A 25,795-nucleotide genomic window follows, 5' to 3' on the forward strand; every position below is an offset into this window, starting at 1 on the left:
GCGTCGGGTGTTGTAGCGGTGGAGCCAGCTCAAGGCGTCGAGTCGGGCCTCGCGCTCGTTGGGCCGGCTCCTTCGACCCCGGACAGGGGTCAACCGCTGACCGTGATGTTCGAGCTTCCACTGCTCTGGTAGCCCTCGGTGGCCATGATCATGTAGTACTTGAACTGGCCCATGCTCATGCCCGCGCGCGCCCAGGCGTCGAAGTGGTTGCCGGTGGTGATGGTGCCGGAGCCGCTGGTCACCTTTGACTGCCGGACACTCCAGTACTGCTGGAAGGTCTTGGTGCCTTCCACGGACGGGGCGTTGTACCGGGTCGTCTGGTAGATGTCGTAGGTACCGCCGTCGCTGGAGACCGTGCCCTTGTACGTACCGGTGGGCCGGTAGCTGCCCCAGTTGTCGACGATGTAGTACTCCACCAGCGGGTTCGAGGTCCAGCCGTAGAGGCAGCCGTAGCCGTTGCCCGACGGGTTGAAGTAGCCGTTGTAGCGGACTGTCCTGCGTCCGCCGGTGCTCCAGCCCTTGCCGGCCACGAAGTTGCCGCAGTTGGTCCACTGGGTGCTGTAGCTGCCTCCACCGTTGAGCGTCATGGAGACGGAGCCGCCGCCGTCGGTCCAGAACGAGTAGTACATGCCGTCGGTGCCGGTCTGGTTGGTGGTGATGGTGGTGGCGGCGTGGGCGGTGCCGGGCAGCAGCAGCCCGGACGCGGTACCGAGCGCGAGGGTGCCGACGCCGCCGAGGAAGCCTCGTCGGCTCACTCCGTCGAGGGGGGCGGCGTTCTGCTTGATCCGGTCCTGCTGTGTGCGGTCCTGCTGCATGAGTTCTCCCGAAGAAGGCTGGTGGGGGGCGGGCGGCTTCTGCCGCCCGCGGCCTTGCCCGAACCACGGGGAGGGTCGCCCGGTCGCCACGCCGTGACAACCGACGCCGTACTCGGCCACATGACGTGAGCGAACAGACGGCCTCCTGTCGTTCAGTGGCCACAGCTTTCGTAGAGCGCCATGACCCTGTCAACAGTTTCGACAGAGTTTCGGAAACTTCTCCCTTGCGAGAAGAGGTCTCGGCGACACTTATTTTGCTGGTCACAGCGCTTCTCACATGAGTTTTCGCGAGAGAAGCGCCGAGGCGCGAGAGGGATATCGCGCAATCGCATGCATATCGTTCGAAAGTTTCGAGAACTCCAGGAGCAAGTCTCCAGCGGAGACGGAGGAGGTAATACGGTGCGCTTGCTGCCGTCGGCCAGCAGGGCACGGTGTATCGCACCCCGCCCCGGGACCGTGCCGCACTGAAGGGCGATGACGTCCTGGTGGTACGTGATGGATCCCGCTGCACGAGAAGGTGGCCGGCATCACGGATGGCATCGCTGCCGAAGCTCCTGCTTACTGCGGCAGGATGTCCCACTCTTGGGTGCCATCGACCAGCTGTGAGCCGACGCCCTCGAGGTATGTATCGAGCCGAGCGCCCCGCCGCGTCGCACCCTGGATCAGCCTGCTTCGGTCAAGGCCGCGTGCGCGGCAGCGAGGATCTCCCCGGAGAGTGGGAGGCCCCTGGTGGCCCGGGACAGGGCCAGCGCACCGAACAGCGTAGAGGCGGACGATGCCGTCCTGGTCGTCACAGGCCAGGAACTCGGCGAAGTCGGCCACCCCCTCGGCGTAGACGCGACGAGCGTCGCGGTGCTCGACGGCCGCGCAGGCCGCCGGCAGTTCGACTGCTTCCCGGACGTGAGCTGGTTAGACTCTCGGCACCCGGCTGCTCGAGGGGAAGACGCTTCCATGCATATGTACGGCAATCCGGTGATCAGTGGCTTCCACCCCGATCCGAGCGTGTGCCGGGTCGGTGACGACTACTACCTGGTCTGCTCCAGCTTCGAGTACTTCCCCGGGCTGCCGCTCTTCCACAGCAAGGACCTCGTGCACTGGGAGCAGATCGGCAACGTGCTCGACCGGCCGGGGCAACTGCCGCTGCCTCTCCCCGGCGCCAAGGCGTCCGGAGGCCTCTACGCCCCGACCATCCGTCACCACGGCGGCCGCTACTGGGTCATCAACACCAACGTCGACGGTGGAGGCAACTTCGTCGTCTCTGCCGAGCGGCCCGAAGGGCCCTGGAGCGACCCCGTGTGGATCGACCTGGCCGGAATCGATCCCGACCTGGCATGGGAGGAGGACGGCACCTGCTGGTGTGCCTTCTCCGGCCCCGAAGGGGGGATCAACATGGCCAGGATCGACCCCGTATCGGGTGAGGTGCTGGAGAAGCCCTTCGCCACATGGTCGGGCAGCGGCCTCAAGTACCCCGAGGCGCCGCACCTCTACCGCATCCGCGACTGGTGGTACCTGCTGGTCGCCGAGGGCGGCACGGAACGCGGCCACAGCGTGTCGGTGGCCCGCAGCCGCTCGCCGCGCGGCCCGTGGGAAGGCGCGCCCGGCAACCCCCTGCTGTCGCACAGCGGGACCGCCCGCTCCATCCAGAACACGGGCCACGCCGATCTGGTCGAGGCTCCCGACGGCAGTTGGTGGATGGTGCTGCTCGGTGTCCGCCCCCGCGGCTTCACCCCCGACGTGCACGTGCTCGGTCGCGAGACGTTCCTGACCCCGGTGGAGTGGGACCGGGACGGATGGCCCGTCGTCGCGCCCGTTCCAGTGAGCCATGCGACCCCGGGTGGTGCCTGGCACCCCCTTTCGGCCCCGTCCGCCCGTGACGACTTCGACGGGCCCGCCCTCGCACCGCACTGGATCTCGCCGTTCGCCCGCCAGGAAGGCTCCTGGTCGCTCACCGAGCGGCCTGGCTGGCTGCGCCTCGGCGCCACCGGCCCAGCCCTCGACCGCCCCGGGTACACCTTTGTCGGGCGGCGCCAGCAGCACCACGACTGCCGCGTCACTGCCCTGATCGACCCGGACACAGGACGCGGTGGTCTCTGCGTGCGCCTGGACGAGGCCCACCACTACGAGGTGGAGGCCGGGGGCGGGGAAGTCCGTGTCGTCGCCCGGATCGGGCCCCTGCGCCAGACCGTGGCCCGCCGACCGGTCCCGGCCGGGCCGCTGCACCTCACCGTGACGATCCGGACGTCAGGCCTCGTTCCCGCGTCTCCCGAACTCACCGACGGCGGGACCACGGGGCCCGACACCATCGCCTTCGGGCTCGGCGACCCGGATGCCCCGGGCAACGGGCCGCTGGCCGAGTTGGACGGGCGCTACCTTTCCACCGAGGTCGCCTGCGGCTTCACCGGACGTGTGATCGGCATGTACGCCACCGAGGGCGCGGTCGCCTTCGACTGGTTCGAGTACGCCCCGGCACCGTCCGTGTGACGCCTGTGAACGGCCTTCGGTCCGTTCCGACGTCGGCGGGGCCGCCCCGCTGTCTCGTCCCGGCAACAGTTCACTGGCAGGGTCGTCCTGTGGCGGAAGCGGAACTCTGGTCAGGCGTCCCCCGCGCTCGCTTCCCCGGGCTAGGCTTCGGGCCTGCCCTTCGTGAATGCCGCTTGCCCACTCCCAGCCGGGCTTGGGCGATACGACCCGCGGGTCGCTGGAAACCCGGGCGTCACGACGTCGTCCGCTACGCCTTCGAGCACTCCCAGCCCAACGCGTCTTGACCGGCACTGGGTCGTTGGTCCCGCTCAGGGGCGAAGTCCCTGCCCGGTTTGCAGCGTCACCCTGCCAGAGGGTATGACGCACATCAACACGACGGACGGGGATGCGCGATGGAGCCCCCCAATGCGAGGCCATCCACGGAGGCTTCTTCAGCAGCGGAAGTCGTCAACGAGGTCGGCGACTTCTTCGAAGGCGAGGAGGTGCGAATGTTGGCCGAGGTCTGGTCCACCTCGCCCCGGGCCCTCAGTTTGTCCAGCACCGCCCGGTGGGGCCGACAACGGGCCGGCCTCGGTAACCGTTTTCGGCGGATTGCCGGCCCGCGCCGGGCGGTGGCCCGGTGACACGCTCTCCCCGTCCCTGACCGGCGCAGGCATCCCCCACGCGTCCGACGTCAGACTCCCCTGACATCCCCAGGAGTGCGCGGCTCGGCGGTGAGCAGTGCGGTGATCTCGTCGGCGAGGTGCGCGCCGAGTTCGCCCCAGCCGTCCTTGTAGCCGTAGACGGCGGCCAGGGTACGGGCGTCGTAGTCGCCGTTGAGTATCTCGATGTCCGTGGGCGTGATGAGCCCCGGGTGGGCGACACCGACGGCCGCCGAGAGCTTCGTCAGCTCCTTGCGCAGGGTGCGCAGGTACACGGCGGCGCGGGTGGCCTTCGACTCCGGGTCGAGTCCACGGGCCAGCCACGGGCTCTGGGTGGCGACACCCGTGGGGCACTTGTCGGTGTGGCACCTCTGGGACTGGATGCAGCCGATGGACAGCATCGCCTCACGGCCGACATTGATCATGTCGGCGCCGAGGGCGAAGGCGACCGCGGCGTTGTCGGGCAGGCCGAGCTTGCCGGAGCCGATGAACGTCAGGTCGTCGGTCAGTCCCAGCTCGGCGAAGGTGCCGTAGACCCGGGAGAAGCCCATCCGGAAGGGCAGCGACACCGAGTCCGTGAAGGTGAGCGGCGCCGCCCCGGTGCCGCCCTCGCCGCCGTCGATCGTCACGAAGTCGACGCCGCGGTCGCCACGCGCCATCAGCGTCGCCAGCTCGTGCCAGAACTCCATCTCCCCCACCGCGCTCTTGATGCCTACCGGCACACCCGTCTCGGCGGCGATCAGCTCGACGAAGTCCAGCATCGAGTCGACGTCGCCGAACGCGGTGTGGCGCGACGGGGAGGCGCAGTCCCTGCCCTGCGGGATGCCGCGGATCTCGGCGATCTCCGGGGTGACCTTCGCCCCGGGCAGCATCCCGCCCAGGCCCGGCTTGGCCCCCTGGGAGAGCTTGATCTCTATCGCCTTGACCGGGGCGCCCGCGACCACGTCCTTGAGCCTGGCGAGGTCGAAGCCGCCGTCCTCGTCGCGACAGCCGAAGTATGCCGTGCCGATCTGGAGCACGAGGTCGGCGCCGTTGCGGTGGTATGGAGACAGTCCCCCCTCGCCCGTGTTCTGCATCGTCCCGGCCAGCGCCGCCCCCTTGTTGAGAGCCGTGACCGCGGCGCCGGAGAGGGACCCGAAGCTCATCGCCGAGATGTTCACCACGCTGTTCGGCCGGAACGCCCTGGCCCGGCCGCGCGGTCCCCCCAGGACCTTGGCGGACGGCACGGCATCGGGAAGGTCCGGCCGGCCGTGCGCCTCGGGGAGGCTGTCGGCGAACGTGCGCTGCTTCACGTACGCGCGTCCCTGCACGTGTTCGACGTCGACGTCGGTGCCGAATCCGAAGTAGTTGTTCTCCTCCTTCGCCGACGCGTAGATCCAGGTGCGCTGGTCACGGCTGAAGGGGCGCTCCTCCTCGTTGGAGGTCACGATGTACTGCCGCAGCTCCGGCCCGATGGTCTCCAGCAGGTACCGGGCATGCCCGACCAGCGGGAAGTTGCGCAGCAGCGCGTGCTTCTTCTGGACGAGGTCGCGGGCGGCCACCAGGGCCAGTGCTGCTGCGGTGGCGGTGCCGATGGTCCGGGCGCGCATGTTTCTTCCCCCTTGTCGACGGCCGGTCGCCCGCGCCGACGGTGGACGTCGTCCTGCCGTGCGGGCAGCGGTGCACGGCCGACGTCGGTGTCGGTGTCCGTTGCGGAACGCAGTGCGATGTTAGGCGGTGGACGAGAGGAGACGAGGCCCGGGGCGGCCGAGGTCCTGACAGTGCTCTGGGAGTTTCCTCGCCGACCGGCAGGCGCGTGACCCCCAAAGGATGCATTTCGGTCATTTCCATCACGCAATCGCTCGCGATTCCCATCGGGCTCTCATAAACGCTCATCACGTTTCCATCGCCTGCGGCGAGCGTTGGTCTCGCCGCACCAGACCGTGCGGCCTGACAACGAGCGGATCAGGGAGAGCGAATGATCGAGGTTCGCGGGCTGACCAAACGCTACGGCGAGGTCCTGGCCGTCGACGATCTGAACTTCAGCGTGCGTCCCGGCGAAGTGACCGGCTTCCTCGGCCCGAACGGCGCCGGAAAGTCCACCACCATGCGGATGATCCTCGGCCTGGACGCCCCCACCTCCGGGACCGCCGCCATCAGTGGCCGGCCCCTCGCCGAACATCCCGTGCCGATGCGGGCCGTGGGAGCCCTGCTGGACGCGAGCGCGGTACTGGGGAGCCGGAGCGCCTATCACCATCTGCTGGCGCTCGCGGCGAGCAACGGGCTCCCCCGCAGCCGCGTCGACGCCGTCCTGGACGAGGTGGGGCTGTCGGGAGTGGCGCGCCGGGCGGCCGGCACGTACTCGCTCGGCATGCGGCAGCGGCTCGGCATCGCGGGGGCCCTGCTGGGCGATCCGCCGGTGCTCGTGCTCGACGAGCCCCTCAACGGACTCGATCCCGAGGGCATCGTGTGGATCCGCCGGCTGATGCGGCGCATGGCCGCCGAGGGGCGGGCGGTGATGGTGTCCAGCCACCTGATGAGCGAGGTCGAGCTCACCGTCGACCACCTGGTCGTCGTCGGCCGCGGCCGGCTGATCGCCGACACCGGCATGGCGGACTTCATCGCCGCGGTCGCGCACCAGGAGGTCGTGGTGCGCAGCCCTCAGGCGGTCCCGTTCGCCGGCCGGCTCGCGGCGGCCGGAGCCGCCCTGCGGACGGGCGAGGAGGACGAACTGATCGTGACCGGGCTCGACGCCGCGCACGTCGGCGCGCTGGCCGCCGCGATGGGGGTCGAACTGCACGAACTGGCGCCGCGCCAGACGTCTTTGGAGGAGGCCTTCATGGAACTGACCCGGGAAAGTATCGAATTCTCCGCCGAAGGGGAGGCCGCGTGATGAGCCGGAGCACGGTCGCCACCCGCGTGCCACGCCTGAAGCGGCCCGCGAGGCCACGGCGCATGAGACACGAGGATCCGTCCACGGGGCCCGTGAGGCGGGCGACGTTCGGTCACAGTCTGCGCGCGGAGTGGATCAGGTTGCGCACGATGCGCTCCACCCTGTACGTGGTTCTGGCCACCCTTGGCGCCGGCGCCGGTCTGGGCATCCTGAACGGATCCTCGGCGGGCGACGAGTACGCCGTGATGTCGGCCGCGGACCGACTCACCTTCGACCCGTTGGCCACCAGCCTCAAGGGCGTCATCCTGGCCCAGCTCACCCTGGCGCTGCTCGGAGGCCTGGCCATCGCCTCCGAGTACGGAAGCCGCACGATCGTCAGCACGCTGACGGCGGTACCCCGCCGCGGCCGGGTGCTCGCGGCCAAGGCCTTCGTGGTCCTGGCGATCGCGCTGCCGACCGGACTACTGACGACCCTCGGGGGATTCCTCGCGGGCCAGTCGGCACTGGACTCCTCGGGCGCCCCGTACGTCGCGCTCGGCGACGCGGGGGCGTGGCGGGCGGTCCTCGGCGGCGGGCTCTACCTGGCTCTCTCCGCCCTCCTCGGGCTCGCCGCGGGCACCATGATCCGCAGCACCACGGCCACGGTGACGACGCTCTTCTCGACGACACTGCTCGTTCCCGCGCTGGCCCCGTCCTTTCCCAGTGCGCTGGCGGACTGGGTGGCGAAGTACTGGCCGCCTTCCGCGGGCGGTCAGATCGTGACCGGATACCACGATCCCGAGCTGCTGGGCCCGTGGCCCGGCTTCACCGTGATGGCGGGCTGCGTCGCCGTCCTGCTGGGCGCGGCGTTCTTCACCTTCCGCCGACGGGACGCGTAGAAGGATCGGTACGGGGCGACCGGCAAGAACGACAGGTACGCGCGATCACGCGACCGGAACGGGACGGACATGGCGGAACAGCTCCTGGTGGTGGAGGACGACAGCACGTTGCGTGAGCTTCTGTCCGCGAGCCTGCGACTGGCCGGCTTCGAGGTCCGGGCGGTCACGACGGGCGCCGAGGCGGTGGCCGCGGTGCGGAGCGACCCGCCCGACCTCATCGTCCTGGATGTGATGCTGCCGGACTTCGACGGGTTCGAGGTCGTACGCAGGTTGCGTGAGGGCGGACAACGGCTGCCGGCGCCGGCCGGACCCCCGCCGGTGCTGTTCCTCACCGCCCGGGACGCGGCCGAGGACCGGATCAGCGGGCTGAGTGCGGGAGGCGACGACTACGTCACCAAACCCTTCAACCTGGAGGAGCTGATCCTGCGCATCCGGGCCATCCTGCGCCGCACCGGCGGCCGGCAGCCGGACGCCGACCTGGTCGTCGCGGATCTCGCTCTCGACCCCGAGGGCCATCACGTCACCCGCGGCGGGGTGCCGGTCCCGCTCTCCCCCACCGAGTTCAGCCTGCTGAAAGTGCTGATGGAACACGTCGGCCAGGTACTGACCAAACGGCAGCTGCTGGAGGCCGTGTGGCACTACGACTTCGGCGGCGACGACAGCATCGTCGCCTCGTACATCAGCTACCTGCGGCGCAAGGTGGACGCCACCGAGCCCAAGCTGATCCACACGGTGCGCGGCACCGGCTACGTACTGCGCAGGCCCTCGCGGTGAGCAGGATGCCGAGCACCGTGACGCGTCGTATCCGGGGTCTCTCGCTGCGCGAACGTCTGCTCGTCATCACCCTGGCCCTGCTGGTGGCCGCTCTGCTCGGCAGCACCGGGATCGCCGTCGACCAGCTCCGGCGCGGCCTCGTGGCGCAGGTGGACGAGCGGGTCCGCGGCGTGGCCGAGGTGACCGCGCGGCTTCCCGTCCTGCCGGAGGTGGTCGGTGAGGACGACGCTCCGCGGGTGCGAGACGCGGTGGAGCTGCAGTGGGTGCGGGACGTCTACATCGCCTACCTGACACCCGAGGGCCGGGTCGAGCGCGTGGTCCGGCCTGCCGTACGGCAGCCACCCGCGTTGCCGCGACTCGGCCGGGCGGAGGTCGCCGAGCGTTCCGGCGAGCCGTTCACCGTCGAGGGCAGGGGCGGCGCGGGCGACTGGCGGGTGGTCGCGGTGCCGTTCACCGCCGGGCCCGGTGCCCGGAGCGGCAGCGTGGTTGCGGCCGGCTCGCTCGGTGAGGTCGACGACGCCGTGTGGCACCTGGCCGGCCGCGTCCTGGTCCTCGACACGGTCGTCCTGGCGCTTCTGGGGGTCGCCGGGTGGTTCGCGGTACGGGCGGGGCTGCGGCCGTTGCGTCGTATCGAGACCACCGCGGCGGCGATCGCGTCCGGCGACCTTTCCAGCCGGGTGCCGCGGCTGGCCGCCCCGCGCACCGAGCTGGACCGGCTGTCCACGGCACTCAACGGCATGCTGGACCGGATCGAGGCGGGCGACGCCGCTCGCGCCGACACCGAACGGCGCATGCGCCGGTTCATCGCCGACGCGAGCCACGAGCTGCGCACCCCGCTCGCCGGCATCAAGGGCTTCACCGAGCTGTACCGCATGGGCGGCATGCCCGAGCGTGCCGACGTCGACGCCTCGATGGGCCGGATCGAGCGCGAGGCCGCCCGCCTGGTCGACATGGTGGAGGAACTCCTGCTCCTCGCCCGGCTCGACGAGCACGGCACCGCCGCCGCGCTCCCACTGGACTTCACGCCGATGGACCTGCGCACCCTGGCCGTCGACGCGCTGCACGACCTGCGCGCCCTGGACCCGGGGCGACCTGTCGAACTCACCGGACTCGGTGGCGGACGGCCCGGTGCCGCACCCGTGCTCGGCGACGAGGCCCGGCTGCGCCGGGTCACCTCCAACCTCGTCGGCAACGCCGTCGCCCACACGCCGCCCGGCACGCCGGTCCGCATCGGCGTCGGCACCGAGAGCGGGCACGCCGTCCTGGAGTTCGCGGATGAAGGTCCCGGGATGACGGGCGAGCAGGCCGAACGGGTCTTCAGCCGCTTCTACCGCGCCGACCGGGCCCGCGCCCGTACGGGAGAGGGCGGCGCCGGTCTGGGGCTGGCCATCGTCGACTCGCTGGTGCGCGCCCACGACGGCCGCGTCGACCTCCGAACGGCCCCCGGCGCCGGTGCGACCTTCCGGATCCTGCTGCCCCGTGACACGTCCGAGTGACCGGGTTCAAGCAGCCCGACAGCGGTGTTCCGGCTCCGTCAGAGTTTGCCTTCCATGAGGACCGTGCGATGCCCCCCGAGCGCGCGGGAGAGTGCTTCGAGGAAGCCGGGTCCGAAGTCGGGCCAGTCCCAGAACTCGAAACCGAGGTACCCGAAGGCGAAGTAGCCGTCCGACCAGGTCCACGCAGTCAGGTCACCGGGGCGCCGGCAATGCGGGCAGGCGACTGCCGCGCTGTCTGTGTCGCTCCAGGCGCTGATGGCCTCGCTGAAGGGTTCCCACGCTCCCTCGATCTCCTCCAGCCGGTCGGTGTAGAAAGCCGCCCGACCGGAACAATGGGGGCACACCGCGAACCTGGGTTCGCCCTGACCGCAGTTGAATACGGTACGGCCGGTCTCGACCCTGAGTCCGTCGCTGGGCTCCCAGTCCTCCTGACCGACCGCCTTGCCCCAGGAGGGACCGGGCGGATGCCCCAACGGAGCCCCGAGGACACAGTCGGTGCGCTCGGCCCGAACTATCCCCTCCCTGATCAGCCAGTCGAGTCCGCTGTCTGCCAGGGTTTGGGCGTCCGCATGCGTGGCGTCGAGGTCGACGACCGTCTGAAAATAGTTCCCCATGCGGCAACAGTAGAAGCATCCGCCAACAGCACGTCACGCGCGACTTCGACACCTACCGGTCCTTCAGATCCCCGAATGTCGGAGCCGGCCCGAGAGGGGGTGTCACACGAAGTGGGCGGGGAGTTCGGTGGCGGGTACGGCGAAGCGGCCGGATGCGTGGGGACCGAGGCCGTAGTGGGTGGGAAGGATGTCCGTGCGGACGTGCGTCCGGTTCGTGCCTCGGACAGTGACGGCCGCGGTGAAGCCCTCCCCCGGCCAGGGCCGCGGGCCTGGTCGTCCCGTCTCCGGTCGCCTTGAGCAGGGCTTCCTTGCCTGTCCAGCGCGCAGCAGCGCGGCCCACCGGTGGGTGGGCGGCAGCAGCAGGTAGCGCGCAATTCCTCGGGGGTGAGCACGGCGCCGGCCAGGTCGTCCAGGTCGGGCGCTCGCGCCGGACCTGCCGACAGGTGCTCCAGGTCCACTCCGACCTCCGCACCGCGGCACACCACGATCAGCGCCCGGTCCCGGCTGTGGCTCAGGCTGAACCGCGGCCCGTACTCCAGCGTGATCCGGCCCGGGGCCACGCCGAGGTATCCCGCCAGCAGGGTGCGCAGCGCCACCCGGGCGGCTGTCCACCGCCGCCGGTCCTCCCGGAGGACGAGCCGGCGGCGCGGGCGGCCTCCTCCGCGTCGAGTACCTGCCCGGCGGCGGCAAGCGAGTCGTCCGCCGCCCGGCCGCCGCACTGGGGTGAGCGGTGTGCGCACGTCGCACGCCGGGTCCGGTTCGGTGCAGGTCGGCACGGGCGGTACGACACCGCGGCCCGTGGTGAGCGCCGAGGCGACTCTCCACGACGCCGGAGGCGGCCGAGCCGTGCCCGGTCATCAACTTCACCGCGCTGACCGGCAGTTCGGCCGTCCGCTCGCCGAGGACCTGGTGCAGCGCGCGGGCCTCGGTGACGTCGTTGAGGCGGGGCGAGGTGCCGCGCGTTGACCGTGTCGACGTCGGTGTCCACCGCCGGCCCGCAGCAGCCGGACGGCCTCCGCCATGGCGCGCAGGCCTCCGGAGCAGGTCGCCTCCAGACGGACCGGGAGCACGGCGGTGCCGAGGCGTTCGGGGATCTCCCTCGGGCAGGCGGAGGCACGGGCAGCCGGTGGCCGGGCGGTTCGTCCGGGGGCAGCGCGGTTGCGCTCGGCACCGAGGAAACCGAGAGGATGGACGTGCCACCAGATGGCGTGGCCGGACCAGAGCACGGGAGCCTCCGTCAACGGATTCCGGCGGACGGTCAACGCGTTCGAGGTGGGCCGGTGGCGGTTCCGGACGTCAGCGGGTACCGGGTGGGCGGCCGGACCGGCCGGTCGGTGAGTCGGCGAGGCGGTTCATCAGTCGGGCGGCGAGCAGCAGCACCTGCCATACGGTGTCGGTCAGTTCGTCGAGGGCGCCGTCGAGCCAGGTGTCGCGCTGGGCCGTGTCCCGGGCGAGCGCCTTGCGGCCCTCCTCGGTCAGTTCCAGCACCCGCTGCCTGCCGTCGTGGAGGTCCCGGCTGCGGCTGACCAGACCGTCGCTCTCGAGTACGGCGAAGACTCGGGTCAGGGACTGCGGCTGCTGGTGGTCGGCGGCGGCCAACGCGCCTGCCGACATGGGTTCGTTGCGCCGCACCGTCCGCTTCGATACGAACCGGCTGCACCTGCCGGCGACGGCCGTCACCATGGACACCGTGCTCGGCACCTACGCCTGGTCCCTGCTCGTCGAGCATCTCGCCGGGCTGCGTGTGGACAGCGTCGTCCAGGCCGTCGTGGTGGCGTCCGCACTGGGCCGGATGCAGCGCGCCTTCGACCACACCGACCGGCTGATGGCCTGCGCCGTGCTGCCGTGCGCCGCGGCCGAACCGCCGCCGCCCGGGGGCACGCGCCCGCCTCAGCCCCGGGCGGGGAGAGTGATGCCGTAGGCCCGCATCTTGCGGTAGATCGTCGTGCGGGAGATGCCGAGCCGCTGGGCCGCGAGCAGTTTGTTGCCGTCCGCCTCCAGCAGCGCCTGGACCAGGGTGTCGCGCTCGGACGCCTCCCAGACGCTCAGGGACCGCCTGCCCGCGCTGTGCAGGGACGGCGGCAGGTCGCCGACCTCGATCCGGTACGTACTGCGGGCCGCGGCGGCCTTGCTCAGGACGAGGCTCAGTTCGCGGACGTTGCCGGGCCAGTCGTGCCGGCGCAGCGGCGGCAGCACCTCCGGCGCGCATTCCACGCCGCCGCCGATGCGCTGCAGCAGGCAGTCGACCAGGGCCGGGAGGTCGGTGAGGCGGTGCCGCAGGGCGGGCGCCGCCGCCGCTTCGAGGAAGCAGTGCCGGAGCGACTCCGGGATGCCCGGTGCGCGCTGCAGGGTGCCGACCACCCAGGTACCCAGGGCCGCCGCCGTGTCCAGCGCTTCGGCGACGGCGGCTTCGTCCTCAGGGGTCACCTCGTCGACGTTGCGCAGGATCAGGGCGCGGCCCGGTCCGGCGGGCGCCGCGCGCAGGGCGGCCGCCGGGTCGTGCCCGGTGTGCGGGGTGCCGGGGGCGGCGGCGTCCACGACGACGGGCGTCCAGGACGCTCCCGTCAGCGCGTGCGCGGCACGGACCAGGGTGGCCTTGCCGGTGCCGGTCTCGCCGTGGAGCAGGAGCGGGGTGCGGTCGCGGGCGCAGCGCGTGACCGTGCGGGAGACCGAGTTCCAGGCCGGGTCCGTCCCGGCCAGGCCGGGCAGCGGCCAGGGCCCGGCCGGGACGGACCCGGCGCGGGATCCATGACGGAATCCGGTACGGGAGCCCGTACCGGAGCCGGAGCCGGGGCCCGGGTTGTCGGCGGGGCGGTCCGTGAAGGCCAGCTCCAGCAGGTATCCGGCCGCGCCCGCGGAGCTGTCGACCTGCCGGCAGCGCATCATGACGCTCTCCCCGCCGGTCAGCCGCACCTCTCTGCGGGTGCGGGGTGCGTGGCCGTACTCGGCGGCGGCCTCGTGCAGCAGCCGGTGGTCGTCGCCCGTCAGTCTCGCCGAGGCGGCGGTGTTGGCGAGCACGAGGTCCTGGCCGAGACAGAGCACCGGCCGGTCACCGTAGTGGGTGACCTGCTGGAACGCCTCCAGCAGGGCGCGCTGGTGCGCGCTGCTGGACTCGTACATCACGCGTTCGATGTCTTCGACGGCTTCCTGCACGAGGGCAGCCATGAGGGGGCGTGCCGGACCGTTCCAGCAGGTCAGGTTCATGGCTCCCTCGACCCGCCCGGTGACCGTGTTGCGGATCGGGGCGGCCGCGCAGGAGACGCTCTGCAGGCGTTCGTTGAAGTGCTCGGTGCCCAGGACCACGTTGGGGCGGCGTTCCTCCAGCGCGACCCCGATGCCGTTCGTGCCGACGAACTGTTCGGCGTAGTTGAAGCCGGGTGCCAGGTGGACCCGGTCCAGGTGCGCCGAGAGCCGCTTCTCCCCGACGCGGCGGTCGCGCACCCAGCCGTTGCGGTCCGTCACGATCACGCCGGCGTCCGAACCCGTCAGTGCCTGTTCCAGCCGGTCCAGAACCGGCGTGGCGGCGCGCACCAGGCGGCTCTCCCGGTCGTAGTCGGGCTGGTAGGGGACGACCACCTCGTCCGTGCCGATCCCCAGGTATTTGGAACGCTGCCAGGAGTTGAGGATGCCCTCGGGCACGACCGCCGCAGGCAGTTCCGCGTTCTGAAGGAACTTCAGGCGTGCTCGCGCGATGGTTCGGTCGCGCGCTGTGCTGTCACTGAGCATGGCGCTCCTCCGATGAGCGTGTTTCCGCCATATTACGAACGCGTTTGCACCTGTCAACGGGTGGTTCGGTGCGGCTTTTCCCCGCGTTCGCCGTGACCTGATCAGGGGCGGACGCCGGGTGTGTTCCACATTGAAAAAGTCGACGGCGCTGCCCGCCCGCACGCTGTTGAGCAGCACCGCACAAGAGCGCGGACGCTCACCGCCGAGCAGTCGAACCCTGGAGGACCCATGACTTCCGTCGACAACGCCACCCCCCGTATCGCCGTCGTCACCGGCGCGGCCCGGGGCATCGGCCGCGGCATCGCGGAGCGGCTGGCCGAGGACGGTCTCGACCTGGTCGTCGCCGACCTGCCCGGTATGGCCGAGGAGTTGGGCGCGGTGGCGGCCGGGATCGAGAAGACGGGCCGCCGGGCCCTCGCCGTGCACGCCGACGTGACCAGCAAGGAGCAGACCGATGCACTCGTCGCGGCGGCTGCGGACCGCTTCGGCCGGGTCGACGTCTACGTGGCCAACGCCGGTATCGCCCGGGTGACCCCGCTGCTGGAGACCGGCCTCGACGAGTTCGAGCAGGTCATGGCAGTGAATCTGCGCGGTGTCTTCCTCTCCTACCAGGCCGCCGCGCGGCAGATGATCGTCCAGGGCGGCGGCGGCAAGATCATCGGTGCCGCCTCGATCGTCGCGCACCGCCCCTTCGTGCTGCTCGGCACCTACTCGGCGTCGAAGTGGGGCGTACGCGGGCTGACCCAGGCCGCGGCGATGGAGTGGGCGCGGTACGGCATCACGGTCAACGCGTACTGCCCGGGGATCGTCGGCACCGACATGTGGGACCTGATCGACGAGCGGCTGGCCGAGGAGGCGGGCATCCAGAAGGGCCAGGCCATCAAGAAGCACGCGGAGGCGATCGCGCTCGGCCGGGTCGAGGAGCCCGCCGACGTCGCGTCCTTCGTCTCCTACCTGGCCTCTCGGGACTCGGACTACATGACCGGCCAGTCGGTGATGATCGACGGCGGCATCCAGTTCGCCTGACCCGAGCCGTCGGGCCCTCCTGCCCCGCACCGCCGAGCGCCCACTGGGCGTACCACCCACCGCGAACCAAGGAGTAACCGATGTATTCCAAGGACGGCGAGAACTACTTCGTCGTGGACGCGCACGTCGCCCTCTGGGACGCGCGCCGCGAGAACCAGCGCAACATCCACGGCAAGCAGTTCATCGACTGCTTCTACGACTACCACCGCAACCTGAGTCCGGCGTCGGAGCTCTGGCCGTACGAGGACTTCCTGTACCAGGGCGGCGAGCAGCTGATGAAGGACCTGTTCACCGACGGGTACGTGGATCACGCGATCTTCCAGCCGGCGCATCTCGGGGCGTTCTACAACACCGGCTTCGGGCAGACCGAGGAGGCCTTCGCGCTCACCCGGAAGCACCCCGGCAAGCTCACCTACAACCACTGCTTCGACCCGCGCTTCGAGGAGGCGGGCCTCAGGCAACTGCGCGAGGACGCCGCACGCTTCGGCCTGCAGGGCGTCAAGCTCTACACCGCCGAATGGAAGGGCGACTCCCGCGGCTACAAACTCAACGACCCGTGGACCTACCGCTACCTGGACGCCTGCCGGGAGCTGGGCATCAAGAACATCCACATCCACAAGGGCCCCACCATCCGGCCGCTGGACCGGGACGCCTTCGACGTGGCGGACGTCGACGCGGCGGCCACCGACTTCACCGACCTGAACTTCGTGGTCGAGCACTGCGGTCTGCCCCGCCTCGAGGACTTCTGCTGGATCGCCACCCAGGAGCCCAACGTCCACGCGGGGCTCGCCGTCGCGATCCCGTTCATGCACACCCGGCCCCGCTACTTCGCGCAGATCATCGGCGAGCTGCTGTACTGGCTGGACGAGGACCGCATCCAGTTCTCCAGCGACTACGCGCTGTGGACGCCCAAGTGGATCGTCGAGCAGTTCGTCGACTTCCAGATCCCCGACGACATGACGGGCGAGTACCCGCAGCTCACCGTCGCCCAGAAGAAGAAGATCCTCGGGTTGAACGCGGCCGCCATGTACGACATCGAGGTCCCGGCCGGGCTGGGCCTCGCCGAGCCGGCGGTGGTGTGACATGTGGGCCGCGCAACTCGAGGCGGCGGCGCGCGCCGCGCTCGACACCGTGTACGACCCCGAGCTGGACGAGCCCATCACCGACCTCGGCTTCGTGCGCTCGCTGACCGCCGAAGACGGCCGCGTCACCGTGCACCTGCGGCTGCCGACCTCGTTCTGCTCACCGAACTTCGCCTACCTGATGGCCTCCGACGCCAAGGACGCGCTCAGCGTCCTGCCCGGCGCCCGGGAGGTCACGGTCCGGCTCGACGACCACCACGACTCCGGCCTGATCAACCGGGGGCTGGCCGCCGACGCCGGGTACCGCGGCACCTTCGGCCACGAGGCGGAGCAGGACCTGGAGGAGCTGCGGGGCATCTTCCGGCGCAAGGCGCACACCGCCGCGATGGAACGGGCGCTCACCGCGCTGCTGCGCGCCCGGCCCGCCCTGGCCGAGGAACAGCTCGGCGACGTCGTCCTCGGCGACCTGCCGGACACCTCCGCCACCCGGGCCCTGCTGCGCCGCCGCGCCGCCCTCGGGCTCGGCACCGCCCCTGCCGACCCGGTCCTCGTGGACGACGACGGCCGGCCCTACCCGCTGGGGGAGATCCCGCTGCGGCTGCGGTTCGCCCGCTCCGTGCGCATCTCCATCGACGGCAACGCCCACTTCTGCCGGGGCCTGCTCCGTACCCGGTATCCGCAGTCCGGGGCCGACCAGTCCGCGCGCCCGGAGGAATTCCCCGCGGGCGGGAAACCCGTAGAGGCCGGGGAACCCGTACCCGCGGGTGAGCTCTTGCGGCTCTCCGCTCCAGCGAAGGAGAACGTCTCGTGAAAGCAGTCCAGGTGGTGGGCTACGGCAAGAACCTCGAGATGGCCGAGGTCCCGGCCCCCGAGGTCACCGGCCCGTACGACGTGATCGTCAGGATCGGCGGCGCCGGGGTGTGCCGTACCGACCTCCACATCCTGGAGGGACAGTGGGCCGAGAAGTCGGGGGTGGAGCTGCCGTACACGATCGGTCACGAGAACGCCGGGTGGGTCCATGCGGTCGGCAGCGCCGTCACCAACGTGTCCGAGGGCGACAAGGTCATCGTGCACCCGCTGATCACCTGCGGGCTGTGCCGGGCGTGCCGGGCCGGTGACGACGTGCACTGTGAGAACAACCGGTTCCCGGGCATCGACACCGCGGGCGGTTACGCCGAGTACCTGAAGACGTCCGCGCGCAGTGTCGTACGGCTCGACGACTCCCTCGAACCGGCGGACGTCGCCGCTCTCGCCGACGCGGGCCTCACTGCGTACCACGCGGCGGCCAAGGCGGCCCGGAATCTCCGGCCGGGCGACCGCTGCGTCGTGATCGGCGCGGGCGGTCTCGGGCACATCGGCATCCAGGTGCTGGGGGCCCTCACCGCCGCCGAGATCGTCGTCGTCGACCGCAACCCCGACGCGGTCGACCTGGCCGTCTCCGTCGGGGCCGACCACGGTGTCCTCGCCGACGGCGGCCAGGTGGACCGGGTACGCGAGCTGACCGGCGGGCACGGGGCGGAGGCGGTGATCGACTTCGTCGGTGAGGGCGGCTCCACCGGGGACGGCGTCGGCATGCTGCGCCAGGCCGGCGACTACCACGTGGTCGGCTACGGCGAGAACATCGACGTCCCGACCATCGACATCATCTCCGCCGAGATCAACTTCATCGGCAACCTCGTCGGTTCCTACAACGACCTGTGTGAACTGATGGTCCTCGCGGCGCGGGGGCGCGTGCGCCTGCGCACCGCCAAGTACTCTCTCGACCGTTTCCAGGACGCCCTGGACGACCTGGACGGCGGCCGCATCCGGGGCCGCGCGATCCTTGTCCCGTGACCCGGCCCCGGGTGGCGGAGCCCCCAGCACCAACAACGAAGGAAGCAAGGTCTTGATCTTCATCACCGCGAAGTTCCGTGTCCTGCCCGAGCATGCCGACCAATGGCCGCAGGTGGTGGAGGAGTTCACCCGCGCGACGCGGGCCGAACCGGGATGCCTGTGGTTCGACTGGTCCCGCAGCCTCGACGACCCGACCGAGTACGTCCTCGTGGAAGCCTTCCGGGACGACGAGGCCGGCGCGGCCCACGTGGGCTCGGCGCACTTCAAGGCGGCCCGGCGGACGCTGCCGCCCCACCTCGCGACCACCCCCAGGATCGTCAACGCCAACGTGCCCCAGGACGACTGGTCGCTGCTCGGCGAGATGGCGGTCGACGCGGGCTGACGCCGACGAGCGTGACAGTGGGGCGACAGCCGGTCGTACGGCTGCCGCCCCCCTTCGCCGTCAGCCGATCTCCTTGATCACCCGGGCGGGTACTCCCGCGACGAGGGTGCCCGCAGGGACATCACGAGTGACCACCGCACCGGCAGCCACTACCGCGCCGGCGCCGATGGTCACCCCCTGCGTGATCACGGCGGCCGTCCCGATCCAGACGTCGTCCTCGACGACGATCGGGGCGAAGGAGAGGTATGAGCGGCGCTCGGCCAGGGGCAGCGGATGGCCTCCGGTGATCAGGCTGGCCTTCGGAGCGATCATGACTCCGTTCCCGATACGGATGCCTCCCTTGTCCATGAAGGTGCACCCCTGGTTGACGAAGACGTTTTCCCCGAACGTCGTGTTGAGCCCGTACTCGGTGTAGAACGGCGGGTAGATCGTCACCGATTCCGGCAGCGGACCACCGAACACAACGGAAAGTAGTTCCGAGCGACCTTCACTGTCGCTGAACGGAAGCACGTTCAGTCGAGACGTCGCATCGGTCACCTCCACGATCCGCTCTGCATGACGCGCGAACTCGGGCGAATGGACATACATGATCTGCTCTGTGCGGGTAGACATGCGCTGATCCCACCACCGTGCAGAACCTTCGATCAAACAACCATCACCGCAGCAGACACAACCCGCAGTTGTGGAAGTACGCTGGACAACGTGGATGTGGAAGCGCTACGGACGTTCGTGGTCGTCGCTGAGGCCGGCCAGTTCCAGGCTGCCGCCGACGAGCTGGGGATCAGCCAGCAGGCGGTCTCCAAGCGGATCGCGGCCCTGGAGAGGCATGTCGCGGTCGCACTCCTGGTGCGCAGTTCCCGAGGCTCCCGGCTGAGCCTGGACGGGCAGGTCTTCCTGCCGCACGCCAAGAAGGTCCTGACGGCCATCGAGCAGGCCGAGCGGGCCGTCAACCCCGGAAGCCGTCCGTTGCGCGTCGATGTCCTCAATCGGCGCATCTCCCCGGCCCAGGCCGTCTACCGGTTCTACCGCTCCCGCCCCGATAGGGACCTGGACGCGGTCACGCTGGACAAGGAGAACGCCGCCCAGGCCGCCCGGGCGGTGCTCGAAGGGATGGTCGACGCGTCCTTCCGTGCCTTGCCGGCCGACCAGGTCCCGGCCGGGATCAGCGCCGAACGGCTCCTGGACGAACCCCTGGAACTCCTGGTCGGCCCCGGCCACCCGCTGGCCGACGCGCCCCGGATCAGCCCTGTGGACCTGGCCGGCCACCGCATCTGGATCCCCGGGATCAGGCCGGGCACGGAGTGGGCCGCGTTCTACCAGGCACTGTCCGAGGCCTTCGGCCTGAGTATCGACGCGCTCGGCCCCAACTTCGGTGACGAGGCCCTGATGGACGCGCTGGCGGACTCGGCCTCACTGGCCACCCTCGTCGGGCGTGGAGACCGGTACCTGTGGCCGCGAAACCACGACCTCCGGCGCATCCCGTTGCACGACCCGACGCCCATCTACCCGCACGTGCTGCTGTTCCGCGCCGGAGATCAGCACCCCGTACTGACCGCTCTCCGTGACCATCTGCGCACCACAGCCCCGCGAACCCCGCAGGACGCGTGGACGCCGGACTGGGCAGCGCACTGACCGATGGACCGAGTGGCACGGCGGCCGGCCATCGACGATGCCGTTCGTACACGGTTTTCCAGGATCGACGGCGGCAGGTGTCCCTAGCCCCTCCGCCCTGCGAGCGTGTCCAGGACGTCCGCGACCGGGGTGGGATCCAGCGGGCCGACGTGTGACGCCCCGGGGAAATCGTGCACGCGGAACCTGTTGCCGGGGGTGGACGCGTCGGCTTCCGCGATCATTCTGTCCTGGAGCGCGGTGGCTATCGTACGGTCCCTGCCGAAGCGCAGGTACGTGCGGGGAATGCGTCCCCAGTTGCCGGCCCGGCCGACCGCTCGGCCCGCATAGGCGGCGACAGGCTCGTCGGTCTGCATGCCGGCCAGTATCCGGCGGAAGTCGGCGTCGGGATAGTCCGCGCAGATCATCTCCTTCAGGAGGGCCAACTCGCCGCTGATCCCCGTACGGAAGTTCAGCCGCAACACCCCGAGCCGGTCCGGGTCACCCACCGTCAGCTCCACCGGGCTGACGGCGTTCGCGTTCTCGGGTGCCGCTGTGCAGGCGTCCGCCGTGGGCAGGACGCGGCTGGGACAGAAGGCCGCCATGTAGCAGATGTGGTGGAGCAGGTGCGGAACGGCGTCACCGACGCGGCTGACCGACACGCCACCCAGGCTGTGCCCGACCAGCACCACCGGGCCGTTCCGTGCGGCCTGCCGCACGATGCCCGTGACGCGCGCCTCGTAGTCGTCCAGCCCGAGGCCCTTCAGCGGGGAGGGCTCGACCGCCATCGCCGTGAGGTCCTGCCGCTGGTACGACTCCGCCACGAAAGCCTCCGCGCCGTGCCGCGGCTGGTCCACCATGACGACGCGGTGGCCGCGCAGCACCAGTTCCCGCGCAATCGGGATCCAGAACGCGCCGGCGCTGTGGGTACCGTGCACCAGCACGTACGTCACCGGCCCGCGACGCGGGGCGGCCGCGGCCGGCGAGGTTCCGAGGCCGGTGGCCAGCGCCATGCCTCCCACTGCGAGTCCCAGCCCACGCAGCGCCGTCCGCCGGGTGGCACCTTCTCGTTCTTCGTTCGTGTCATCCATCATGAACACAACGCTACGAACGGCCCGTTCGGCCCACCAGCGGTCCAGCACCCCCACCGGGGTGGACCCAGAACCACCCTGCCATGCGGCTCGCGGGTCCGACCCGCGACCGTGAACCACCGGACCGACGGCTGCACGCAGCTGGTCTCTCAGGGTTCATCCGCTGGTCGTGGGTCGGACGGTCGCTCACGGAGCGGGCGGGGGCTTGGGAGCGCCGCGCGGTGGGGCGATCTTCGCGTACGTCGCCGTCCCCGCGGCGGGGGCGGGGATGCCGACGGCCGCTTCCGCGGGGACGGGGGCGATGCCACCGCCCGGGATCCAGCCGCGGTCGACGACCTTCGTCTGCATGATCCAGGCACCGGCCAGGATGATCAGGCCGAAGATCAGCATGCCGATCAGACCGACGGTTCCGTCGAGCTTGCCGATGCTGCCGAGCACGGCACCGAACCAGCCGAAGTCGGCGTCGCCGAAGGTCGTGTTGGCCTCTCCGAACGAGCCGAGCGCCTTGAGCAGGATCGCCGGCAGGAACGTGATCAGCAGACCGTTGAGGAAGGAGCCGGCGGCGGCGCCGCGGCGTCCGCCGGTGGCGTTGCCGTAGACACCGGCCGCGCCACCGGTGAAGAAGTGCGGCACCAGGCCGGGCAGCACCAGGGCCAGTCCGAAGGCCGGGTTGAACACCCAGATGAGGGCCGCCAGACCCGCCAGGCCGCCCAGGAAGCTGAAGATGAACCCGATCAGTACGGCGTTCTGCGCGTACGGGAAGACGATCGGGGCGTCCAGGGCCGGCTTGGCACCGGGCACCACACGGCGGGCGATGCCCTGGAAGGCGGGCACCAGTTCACCGAGGATGGTGCGGACACCGAAGAGGATGACCGCGACGCCGATGCCGAACTGCAGGCCCTGCATCACCGACTGCATGATGTAGTTGCCCACGTCGGCCGCCGGGTCACCACCACTGCCGGCGAACGCCTTGAACGCCACGTCCTGGCCGACCTTGGCCAGGAACAGCAGGGACATCACCAGGTAGATGAGGACCATCGACAGGGCGGTGGCGACCATGGAGTCACGCAGGAAGCGCAGCCCCTCGGGCAGCTTCATCTCCTCCGTGCTGCGGCTGTTCTTGCCCACGAGCTGACCCGTGGCGCCGGACACGATGTAGCCGGCCGTGCCGAAGTGGCCGATGGCCAACGTGTCGTTGCCGGTGACCTTCTTCGTCCAGGGGTGCGCGAAGGCCGGAAGGGCAACCAGCAGGATGCCCAGCAGCACGCCGCCGCCGAGCACCACCGCGACCGAGCCCTGCCCGGCGGTGGCCATGACGATGGTCAGCAGCGTCGCCATGAACAGCATGTGGTGGCCGGTGAGGAACACGTAGCGCAGCGGTGTGAACCGGGCCAGCGCCAGGCTGACCAGGAACCCGAGGATCATCAGCCAGGCGACACGGGCACCGAACTCGCTCTGCGCGATGCCGACGATGGCCTCGTTGGTCGGGATCACACCGTGGGTGCCGGTGGTGCCCTGGATCATCCGGCCCAGCGGATCCAGGGACGAGCTGACCAGCCCCGCACCGGCCCCGACCAGCAGCAGGCCCAGGGTCGCCTTGATGGCGCCGCCGACCGTCTGCCCGACGGACTTCTTCAGAGCGGCCAGGCCCACCGCGGTGATGATGCCGATCAGGTAGGCGGGCTGGCTGAGTATCTCGTTGACGAGAAACTTCGCTATGTCTATGACCCAGTCCATGACAGGTTCTCTCTTGTCACACGTCGTAGGTGTCGCGCAGGACCGCGTCGACCTCGGTGGTGCTGCTGAAATCGCGCACGACCTTCACAGGTATGCCGACGTCACCCAGCGTTCTGGCGATCTCCTGAGAGGTGAGGATGGCGGCGGCTTCCGACGCCTTCCCCTTGGCGGAGATGGTGTCGGTGGCCTCCACCGACACCTGACGGGACCAGCCCCAGCGGTCGAGGACCTGCTCCAGGGTGTTCTTCAGGAACAGACTGGTCCCCACACCGTTGCCGCAGACGGTGAGGATCTTCTGCTCCGACAGGGCCGGCGCGGCGTCCTTGGCCGCTGCAGCCCGCGAGCCGCCCCGGCCGTCGGCGCCGGTTGGCTCGCCCGCAAGGACTCGCAGAACTTCCCCGGGGCTCGTCGCCTGCTGCAGGGTACGGACGTTGTCGCCGTCGGCGAGTATCTTCGCCAGCGCCGCCAGCGCCGCCGTGTGCGCTTGGGAGTCGACGGCGGCCAGCGCCACGACGAGTTGCACCGGATCATTGGTCTCGTGGCCGAAGGTCACGGGGGAGGCCAGCCTCACCCAGGACATGCCGGTCTTCAGCACCGCCGCGAAGGGACGGGTGTGAGCCAGAGCGAAACCCGGGGCGATGACGATGTACGGGCCGTTCTCCTCGACGTTCCGTATCATCGCCTCGGTGTACTCGGCCGTACTGATGCCCTCGTCGACCAGCACCTGCCCGGACGCGCGAACGGCGGACCTCCAGTCCTCCGCTTCGACATCGAGCCGGATACCGTCGACGGACAGAAGGTCGGTGAGTGCGCTCATGCCAGTGGAACCTCCTTCGTGGGAGTAAGTCGGTCGGTCCCAGCACATGACTGTTCCGCCGTTACACCCCTACTTGACCATCCGTGACCTGATATGTGACGCCGGTAAGCTGTGAGGTGCGTCTCGTCGCCTGCGGCAAGCAGCGCCGGTCCGCCTGCGTCCGGGCACACCGGCGAGGCGCCTGGCGATCTCGAACCTTGATTCGATTACCATCTCACCCGTGCATGAGAACCCACGTGTTCGGCGACGCGGCCGCTCCCGCCGGGAGCAACGACGTCGCCGCAGGGCCAGGCGACGCCGCATAACGTGGACCGTGACGTCGGTCGTGATCCTGACCGGCGTCGCCACCACCTATGCCATCTCCGGGGGCGACTCCGGTGAGCCGTCCACTCCCGCCCGGGCGAAGGCTCCGTCCCCACCAGCCGTCTCGGCCCGGGCGAAGGCAGGCGACGCGCCCGCGGACACACCAGAACCGCTGCCGTCGCCCACCCCGGCACAGGAGTCGTTCGATCTCGAACCGGCTCTGGCCCCCGTGACCGCGCTCTTCGGCGACAACCGGATGTCCGTGGCGATGCTGGACGTCAACAGCGGTGCCATGGCGACGTACGGACACGACGCCTTCGACACCGCCAGCATCGTGAAGGTGGACATCCTGGCGACCCTGCTGCTCCAGGCCCAGGACCAGGGGCGGAGGTTGAGCACCGAGGAGCGTGCCCAGTCCGCTGCCATGATCCAGAAGAGCGACAACGACTCCACCAGTGCCCTGTGGACCCGGATAGGCAGTGCCCCCGGGCTCGACGCGGCCAACGAACGGCTCGGCCTGTCCCAGACGCAGGGCGGTGAAGGGACGGTCTGGGGCATCACCCAGACCACGGCGGAGGATCAGATACGCCTGCTCCAGTCCGTGTTCGGCGACAAGTCGCCGCTGAGCGAGGCGTCGCGTACCTACATTCAGGATCTGATGCGGCACGTCGTGGGAAGCCAGACCTGGGGCGTGTCCGCAGCAGCCGACTCGGGCACGACCGCGCTGAAGAACGGGTGGCTCAAGCGGACTCGGACCAAGAAGTGGGACGTCAACAGCATCGGCCGGATACAGCACGAGGGCCGCGTCTATCTGATGGTGGTACTTCTCAACGGTTGCAGCACCCAGGAGGTCGGCATCAGCATCGTGGAGCAGGCGTCGCGCGCGTCCGCTGCGGCGTTCTCCCGAGAACTCAGGGAGAAGTCCACCTCGTGACGCCCGCCCAGGGCCGAACCGCCTTCTCGATGCGGTCTCCCCCGCGAGAGGGCCCACGCTGACGGACATGAACAGCGATGATCTCGACGAGCGTGTCGCCGTGGTGGCGGGCTGGGCGGCTCCCGCACTCCGGCTGGTGGATACGCGGCGCTCCATCGAGCGCCGGATGCCGCTGCACGACTCGACCCTGGCCTACTCGGTCGCTCCCTCCCGGCTTCCTCCGCACCGGCGGCGCCGAGAGTCTTCCGGCACGCCGGATGAGTGAGTGCGGCATCCCGCTGGGACGGCCCGCGGAGCCCGAAGAGGTCGCCGAAACGGTCGCGTTCCCGGTCTCGGACCGTGCCGGTGGCATCACCGGACCCCAGCTCGTGGTCGACGGCGGCACCATCCGCACCGTGTGAACCTCAACCGTCACGACATGGGAGACAGCTGTGCAGGACATCCGTGCCCTAGTCGAGGAGTACGTCGCCGCGGCGACGGGTCCCGACCGCGAGCGCCACGTCGCTCTGTTCCACGACGACGCCGCCGTGCACGACGACGGGCGCAGCCTGAGAGGGCTCGCGGAGGTGCGCCGCTGGCGCAAGGAGACACCGAACGTCGACTACGACCTGCCGCGCTGACCATCACCCCCCTGACCACGCGCGCCCGGACGACGGGCCGCCCACGAGGAGGAGCGCACCAGGGC

The 25,795-nt window shown here is 70.3% G+C and carries 24 protein-coding genes and 2 pseudogenes; 15 read left to right on the plus strand and 11 right to left on the minus strand.

All coding sequences use genetic code 11. From position 1 onward, the window contains the following. Positions 1-89 precede the first annotated feature (89 nt). Both ACZ7MF_RS15395 and ACZ7MF_RS15400 read right to left on the minus strand, forming a co-directional pair. Positions 90-815, minus strand: a complete 726-nt coding sequence (locus tag ACZ7MF_RS15395; protein WP_471477307.1) for a glycoside hydrolase family 11 protein — start codon at positions 813-815, stop codon at positions 90-92. Positions 816-1,477: 662 nt separating this feature from the next. After that, positions 1,478-1,673, minus strand: a pseudogene (locus ACZ7MF_RS15400) (TetR/AcrR family transcriptional regulator); the annotation flags it as partial. A 93-nt stretch (positions 1,674-1,766) separates the two neighbouring features. Between ACZ7MF_RS15400 and ACZ7MF_RS15405 the strand changes: the two are divergent. Continuing rightward, entirely contained in the window at positions 1,767-3,296 is a 1,530-nt protein-coding gene (locus tag ACZ7MF_RS15405) for a glycoside hydrolase family 43 protein (protein WP_471477308.1), read from the plus strand. 673 nt (positions 3,297-3,969) lie between these two features. Here the strand turns inward: ACZ7MF_RS15405 and ACZ7MF_RS15410 are convergent. Then, positions 3,970-5,526 (minus strand): FMN-binding glutamate synthase family protein, encoded by a 1,557-nt coding sequence (locus ACZ7MF_RS15410; RefSeq protein ID WP_471477309.1) that lies wholly within the window; start codon positions 5,524-5,526, stop codon positions 3,970-3,972. A 368-nt stretch (positions 5,527-5,894) separates the two neighbouring features. On the opposite strand from ACZ7MF_RS15410, the gene ACZ7MF_RS15415 reads away from it, so the two are divergent. The 4 genes from ACZ7MF_RS15415 (at position 5,895) to ACZ7MF_RS15430 (ending at position 9,957) form a co-directional block, all read left to right on the plus strand. Beyond that, positions 5,895-6,809 (plus strand): ABC transporter ATP-binding protein, encoded by a 915-nt coding sequence (locus ACZ7MF_RS15415; RefSeq protein ID WP_471477310.1) that lies wholly within the window; start codon positions 5,895-5,897, stop codon positions 6,807-6,809. 149 nt (positions 6,810-6,958) lie between these two features. After that, the gene (locus tag ACZ7MF_RS15420) at positions 6,959-7,687 is read left to right on the plus strand and encodes an ABC transporter permease (protein ID WP_471477311.1); all 729 of its coding nucleotides are present in this window, start codon (positions 6,959-6,961) and stop codon (positions 7,685-7,687) included. A gap of 69 nt (positions 7,688-7,756) precedes the next feature. Next, the gene (locus tag ACZ7MF_RS15425; protein WP_471477312.1) at positions 7,757-8,461 is read left to right on the plus strand and encodes a response regulator transcription factor; all 705 of its coding nucleotides are present in this window, start codon (positions 7,757-7,759) and stop codon (positions 8,459-8,461) included. A gap of 17 nt (positions 8,462-8,478) precedes the next feature. After that, positions 8,479-9,957, plus strand: coding sequence for a sensor histidine kinase (locus ACZ7MF_RS15430; RefSeq protein ID WP_471477313.1), 1,479 nt, complete (start codon positions 8,479-8,481; stop codon positions 9,955-9,957). 38 nt (positions 9,958-9,995) lie between these two features. Here ACZ7MF_RS15430 and ACZ7MF_RS15435 read toward each other — a convergent pair whose 3' ends face one another. The 3 genes from ACZ7MF_RS15435 to ACZ7MF_RS15445 all read right to left on the minus strand — a co-directional run bounded on the left by ACZ7MF_RS15435 (position 9,996) and on the right by ACZ7MF_RS15445 (position 12,185). Next, positions 9,996-10,571, minus strand: coding sequence for a hypothetical protein (locus ACZ7MF_RS15435; RefSeq protein ID WP_471477314.1), 576 nt, complete (start codon positions 10,569-10,571; stop codon positions 9,996-9,998). A gap of 102 nt (positions 10,572-10,673) precedes the next feature. Then, positions 10,674-11,771 (minus strand): hypothetical protein, encoded by a 1,098-nt coding sequence (locus ACZ7MF_RS15440; RefSeq protein ID WP_471478831.1) that lies wholly within the window; start codon positions 11,769-11,771, stop codon positions 10,674-10,676. A 96-nt stretch (positions 11,772-11,867) separates the two neighbouring features. Further along, positions 11,868-12,185 (minus strand): transcriptional regulator, SarA/Rot family, encoded by a 318-nt coding sequence (locus ACZ7MF_RS15445; protein WP_471477315.1) that lies wholly within the window; start codon positions 12,183-12,185, stop codon positions 11,868-11,870. Here ACZ7MF_RS15445 and ACZ7MF_RS15450 point away from each other — a divergent pair. After that, positions 12,184-12,492, plus strand: a complete 309-nt coding sequence (locus ACZ7MF_RS15450) for a hypothetical protein (RefSeq protein ID WP_471477316.1) — start codon at positions 12,184-12,186, stop codon at positions 12,490-12,492. The genes ACZ7MF_RS15445 and ACZ7MF_RS15450 overlap by 2 nt on opposite strands. On the opposite strand, the gene ACZ7MF_RS15455 is transcribed toward ACZ7MF_RS15450, so the two are convergent. Continuing rightward, positions 12,462-14,297 carry a sigma-54-dependent Fis family transcriptional regulator gene (locus ACZ7MF_RS15455; RefSeq protein WP_471477317.1) on the minus strand — a complete coding sequence of 612 codons (1,836 nt, stop codon included), beginning with the start codon at positions 14,295-14,297 and terminating at the stop codon, positions 12,462-12,464. The genes ACZ7MF_RS15450 and ACZ7MF_RS15455 overlap by 31 nt on opposite strands. Before the next feature lie 228 nt (positions 14,298-14,525). On the opposite strand from ACZ7MF_RS15455, the gene ACZ7MF_RS15460 reads away from it, so the two are divergent. The 5 genes from ACZ7MF_RS15460 to ACZ7MF_RS15480 all read left to right on the plus strand — a co-directional run bounded on the left by ACZ7MF_RS15460 (position 14,526) and on the right by ACZ7MF_RS15480 (position 18,620). Continuing rightward, positions 14,526-15,323 carry an acetoin reductase gene (locus ACZ7MF_RS15460; RefSeq protein ID WP_471477318.1) on the plus strand — a complete coding sequence of 266 codons (798 nt, stop codon included), beginning with the start codon at positions 14,526-14,528 and terminating at the stop codon, positions 15,321-15,323. An 80-nt stretch (positions 15,324-15,403) separates the two neighbouring features. Continuing rightward, positions 15,404-16,405, plus strand: coding sequence for an amidohydrolase family protein (locus ACZ7MF_RS15465; RefSeq protein WP_471477319.1), 1,002 nt, complete (start codon positions 15,404-15,406; stop codon positions 16,403-16,405). Between the two features lies 1 nt (position 16,406). Beyond that, positions 16,407-17,216, plus strand: a complete 810-nt coding sequence (locus ACZ7MF_RS15470) for an iron-sulfur cluster assembly protein (RefSeq protein WP_471477320.1) — start codon at positions 16,407-16,409, stop codon at positions 17,214-17,216. Next, complete coding sequence (locus tag ACZ7MF_RS15475) at positions 17,213-18,238, plus strand: NAD(P)-dependent alcohol dehydrogenase (RefSeq protein ID WP_471477321.1); 1,026 nt, start codon at positions 17,213-17,215, stop codon at positions 18,236-18,238. The genes ACZ7MF_RS15470 and ACZ7MF_RS15475 overlap by 4 nt, the downstream gene beginning before the upstream one ends. Before the next feature lie 52 nt (positions 18,239-18,290). After that, entirely contained in the window at positions 18,291-18,620 is a 330-nt protein-coding gene (locus ACZ7MF_RS15480; RefSeq protein WP_471477322.1) for a putative quinol monooxygenase, read from the plus strand. A 60-nt stretch (positions 18,621-18,680) separates the two neighbouring features. On the opposite strand, the gene ACZ7MF_RS15485 is transcribed toward ACZ7MF_RS15480, so the two are convergent. Further along, on the minus strand, positions 18,681-19,208 hold the full coding sequence (locus ACZ7MF_RS15485; RefSeq protein ID WP_471478833.1) for a DapH/DapD/GlmU-related protein: 528 nt from the start codon (positions 19,206-19,208) through the stop codon (positions 18,681-18,683). Positions 19,209-19,322: 114 nt separating this feature from the next. Between ACZ7MF_RS15485 and ACZ7MF_RS15490 the strand changes: the two genes are divergently transcribed. After that, positions 19,323-20,252 (plus strand): LysR family transcriptional regulator, encoded by a 930-nt coding sequence (locus ACZ7MF_RS15490; protein WP_471477323.1) that lies wholly within the window; start codon positions 19,323-19,325, stop codon positions 20,250-20,252. 83 nt (positions 20,253-20,335) lie between these two features. Here the strand turns inward: ACZ7MF_RS15490 and ACZ7MF_RS15495 are convergent, their stop codons facing one another. The 3 genes from ACZ7MF_RS15495 to ACZ7MF_RS15505 all read right to left on the minus strand — a co-directional run bounded on the left by ACZ7MF_RS15495 (position 20,336) and on the right by ACZ7MF_RS15505 (position 23,873). Beyond that, complete coding sequence (locus ACZ7MF_RS15495; protein ID WP_471477324.1) at positions 20,336-21,328, minus strand: alpha/beta fold hydrolase; 993 nt, start codon at positions 21,326-21,328, stop codon at positions 20,336-20,338. Positions 21,329-21,505: 177 nt separating this feature from the next. Continuing rightward, positions 21,506-23,056 carry a PTS ascorbate transporter subunit IIC gene (locus ACZ7MF_RS15500; RefSeq protein ID WP_471477325.1) on the minus strand — a complete coding sequence of 517 codons (1,551 nt, stop codon included), beginning with the start codon at positions 23,054-23,056 and terminating at the stop codon, positions 21,506-21,508. A 16-nt stretch (positions 23,057-23,072) separates the two neighbouring features. Continuing rightward, the gene (locus ACZ7MF_RS15505) at positions 23,073-23,873 is read right to left on the minus strand and encodes a PTS sugar transporter subunit IIA (protein ID WP_471477326.1); all 801 of its coding nucleotides are present in this window, start codon (positions 23,871-23,873) and stop codon (positions 23,073-23,075) included. 220 nt (positions 23,874-24,093) lie between these two features. On the opposite strand from ACZ7MF_RS15505, the gene ACZ7MF_RS15510 reads away from it, so the two are divergent. From ACZ7MF_RS15510 to ACZ7MF_RS15520, 3 genes and pseudogenes are all read left to right on the plus strand, one after another. Then, the gene (locus tag ACZ7MF_RS15510; RefSeq protein WP_471477327.1) at positions 24,094-25,110 is read left to right on the plus strand and encodes a serine hydrolase; all 1,017 of its coding nucleotides are present in this window, start codon (positions 24,094-24,096) and stop codon (positions 25,108-25,110) included. A gap of 151 nt (positions 25,111-25,261) precedes the next feature. Then, positions 25,262-25,511, plus strand: a pseudogene (locus tag ACZ7MF_RS15515) (SDR family oxidoreductase); the annotation flags it as partial. A gap of 30 nt (positions 25,512-25,541) precedes the next feature. Then, positions 25,542-25,730 (plus strand): nuclear transport factor 2 family protein, encoded by a 189-nt coding sequence (locus tag ACZ7MF_RS15520; protein WP_471477328.1) that lies wholly within the window; start codon positions 25,542-25,544, stop codon positions 25,728-25,730. The last annotated feature ends 65 nt before the right edge of the window (positions 25,731-25,795 follow it).

This window comes from Streptomyces sp. NPDC111628 (assembly GCF_055635195.1).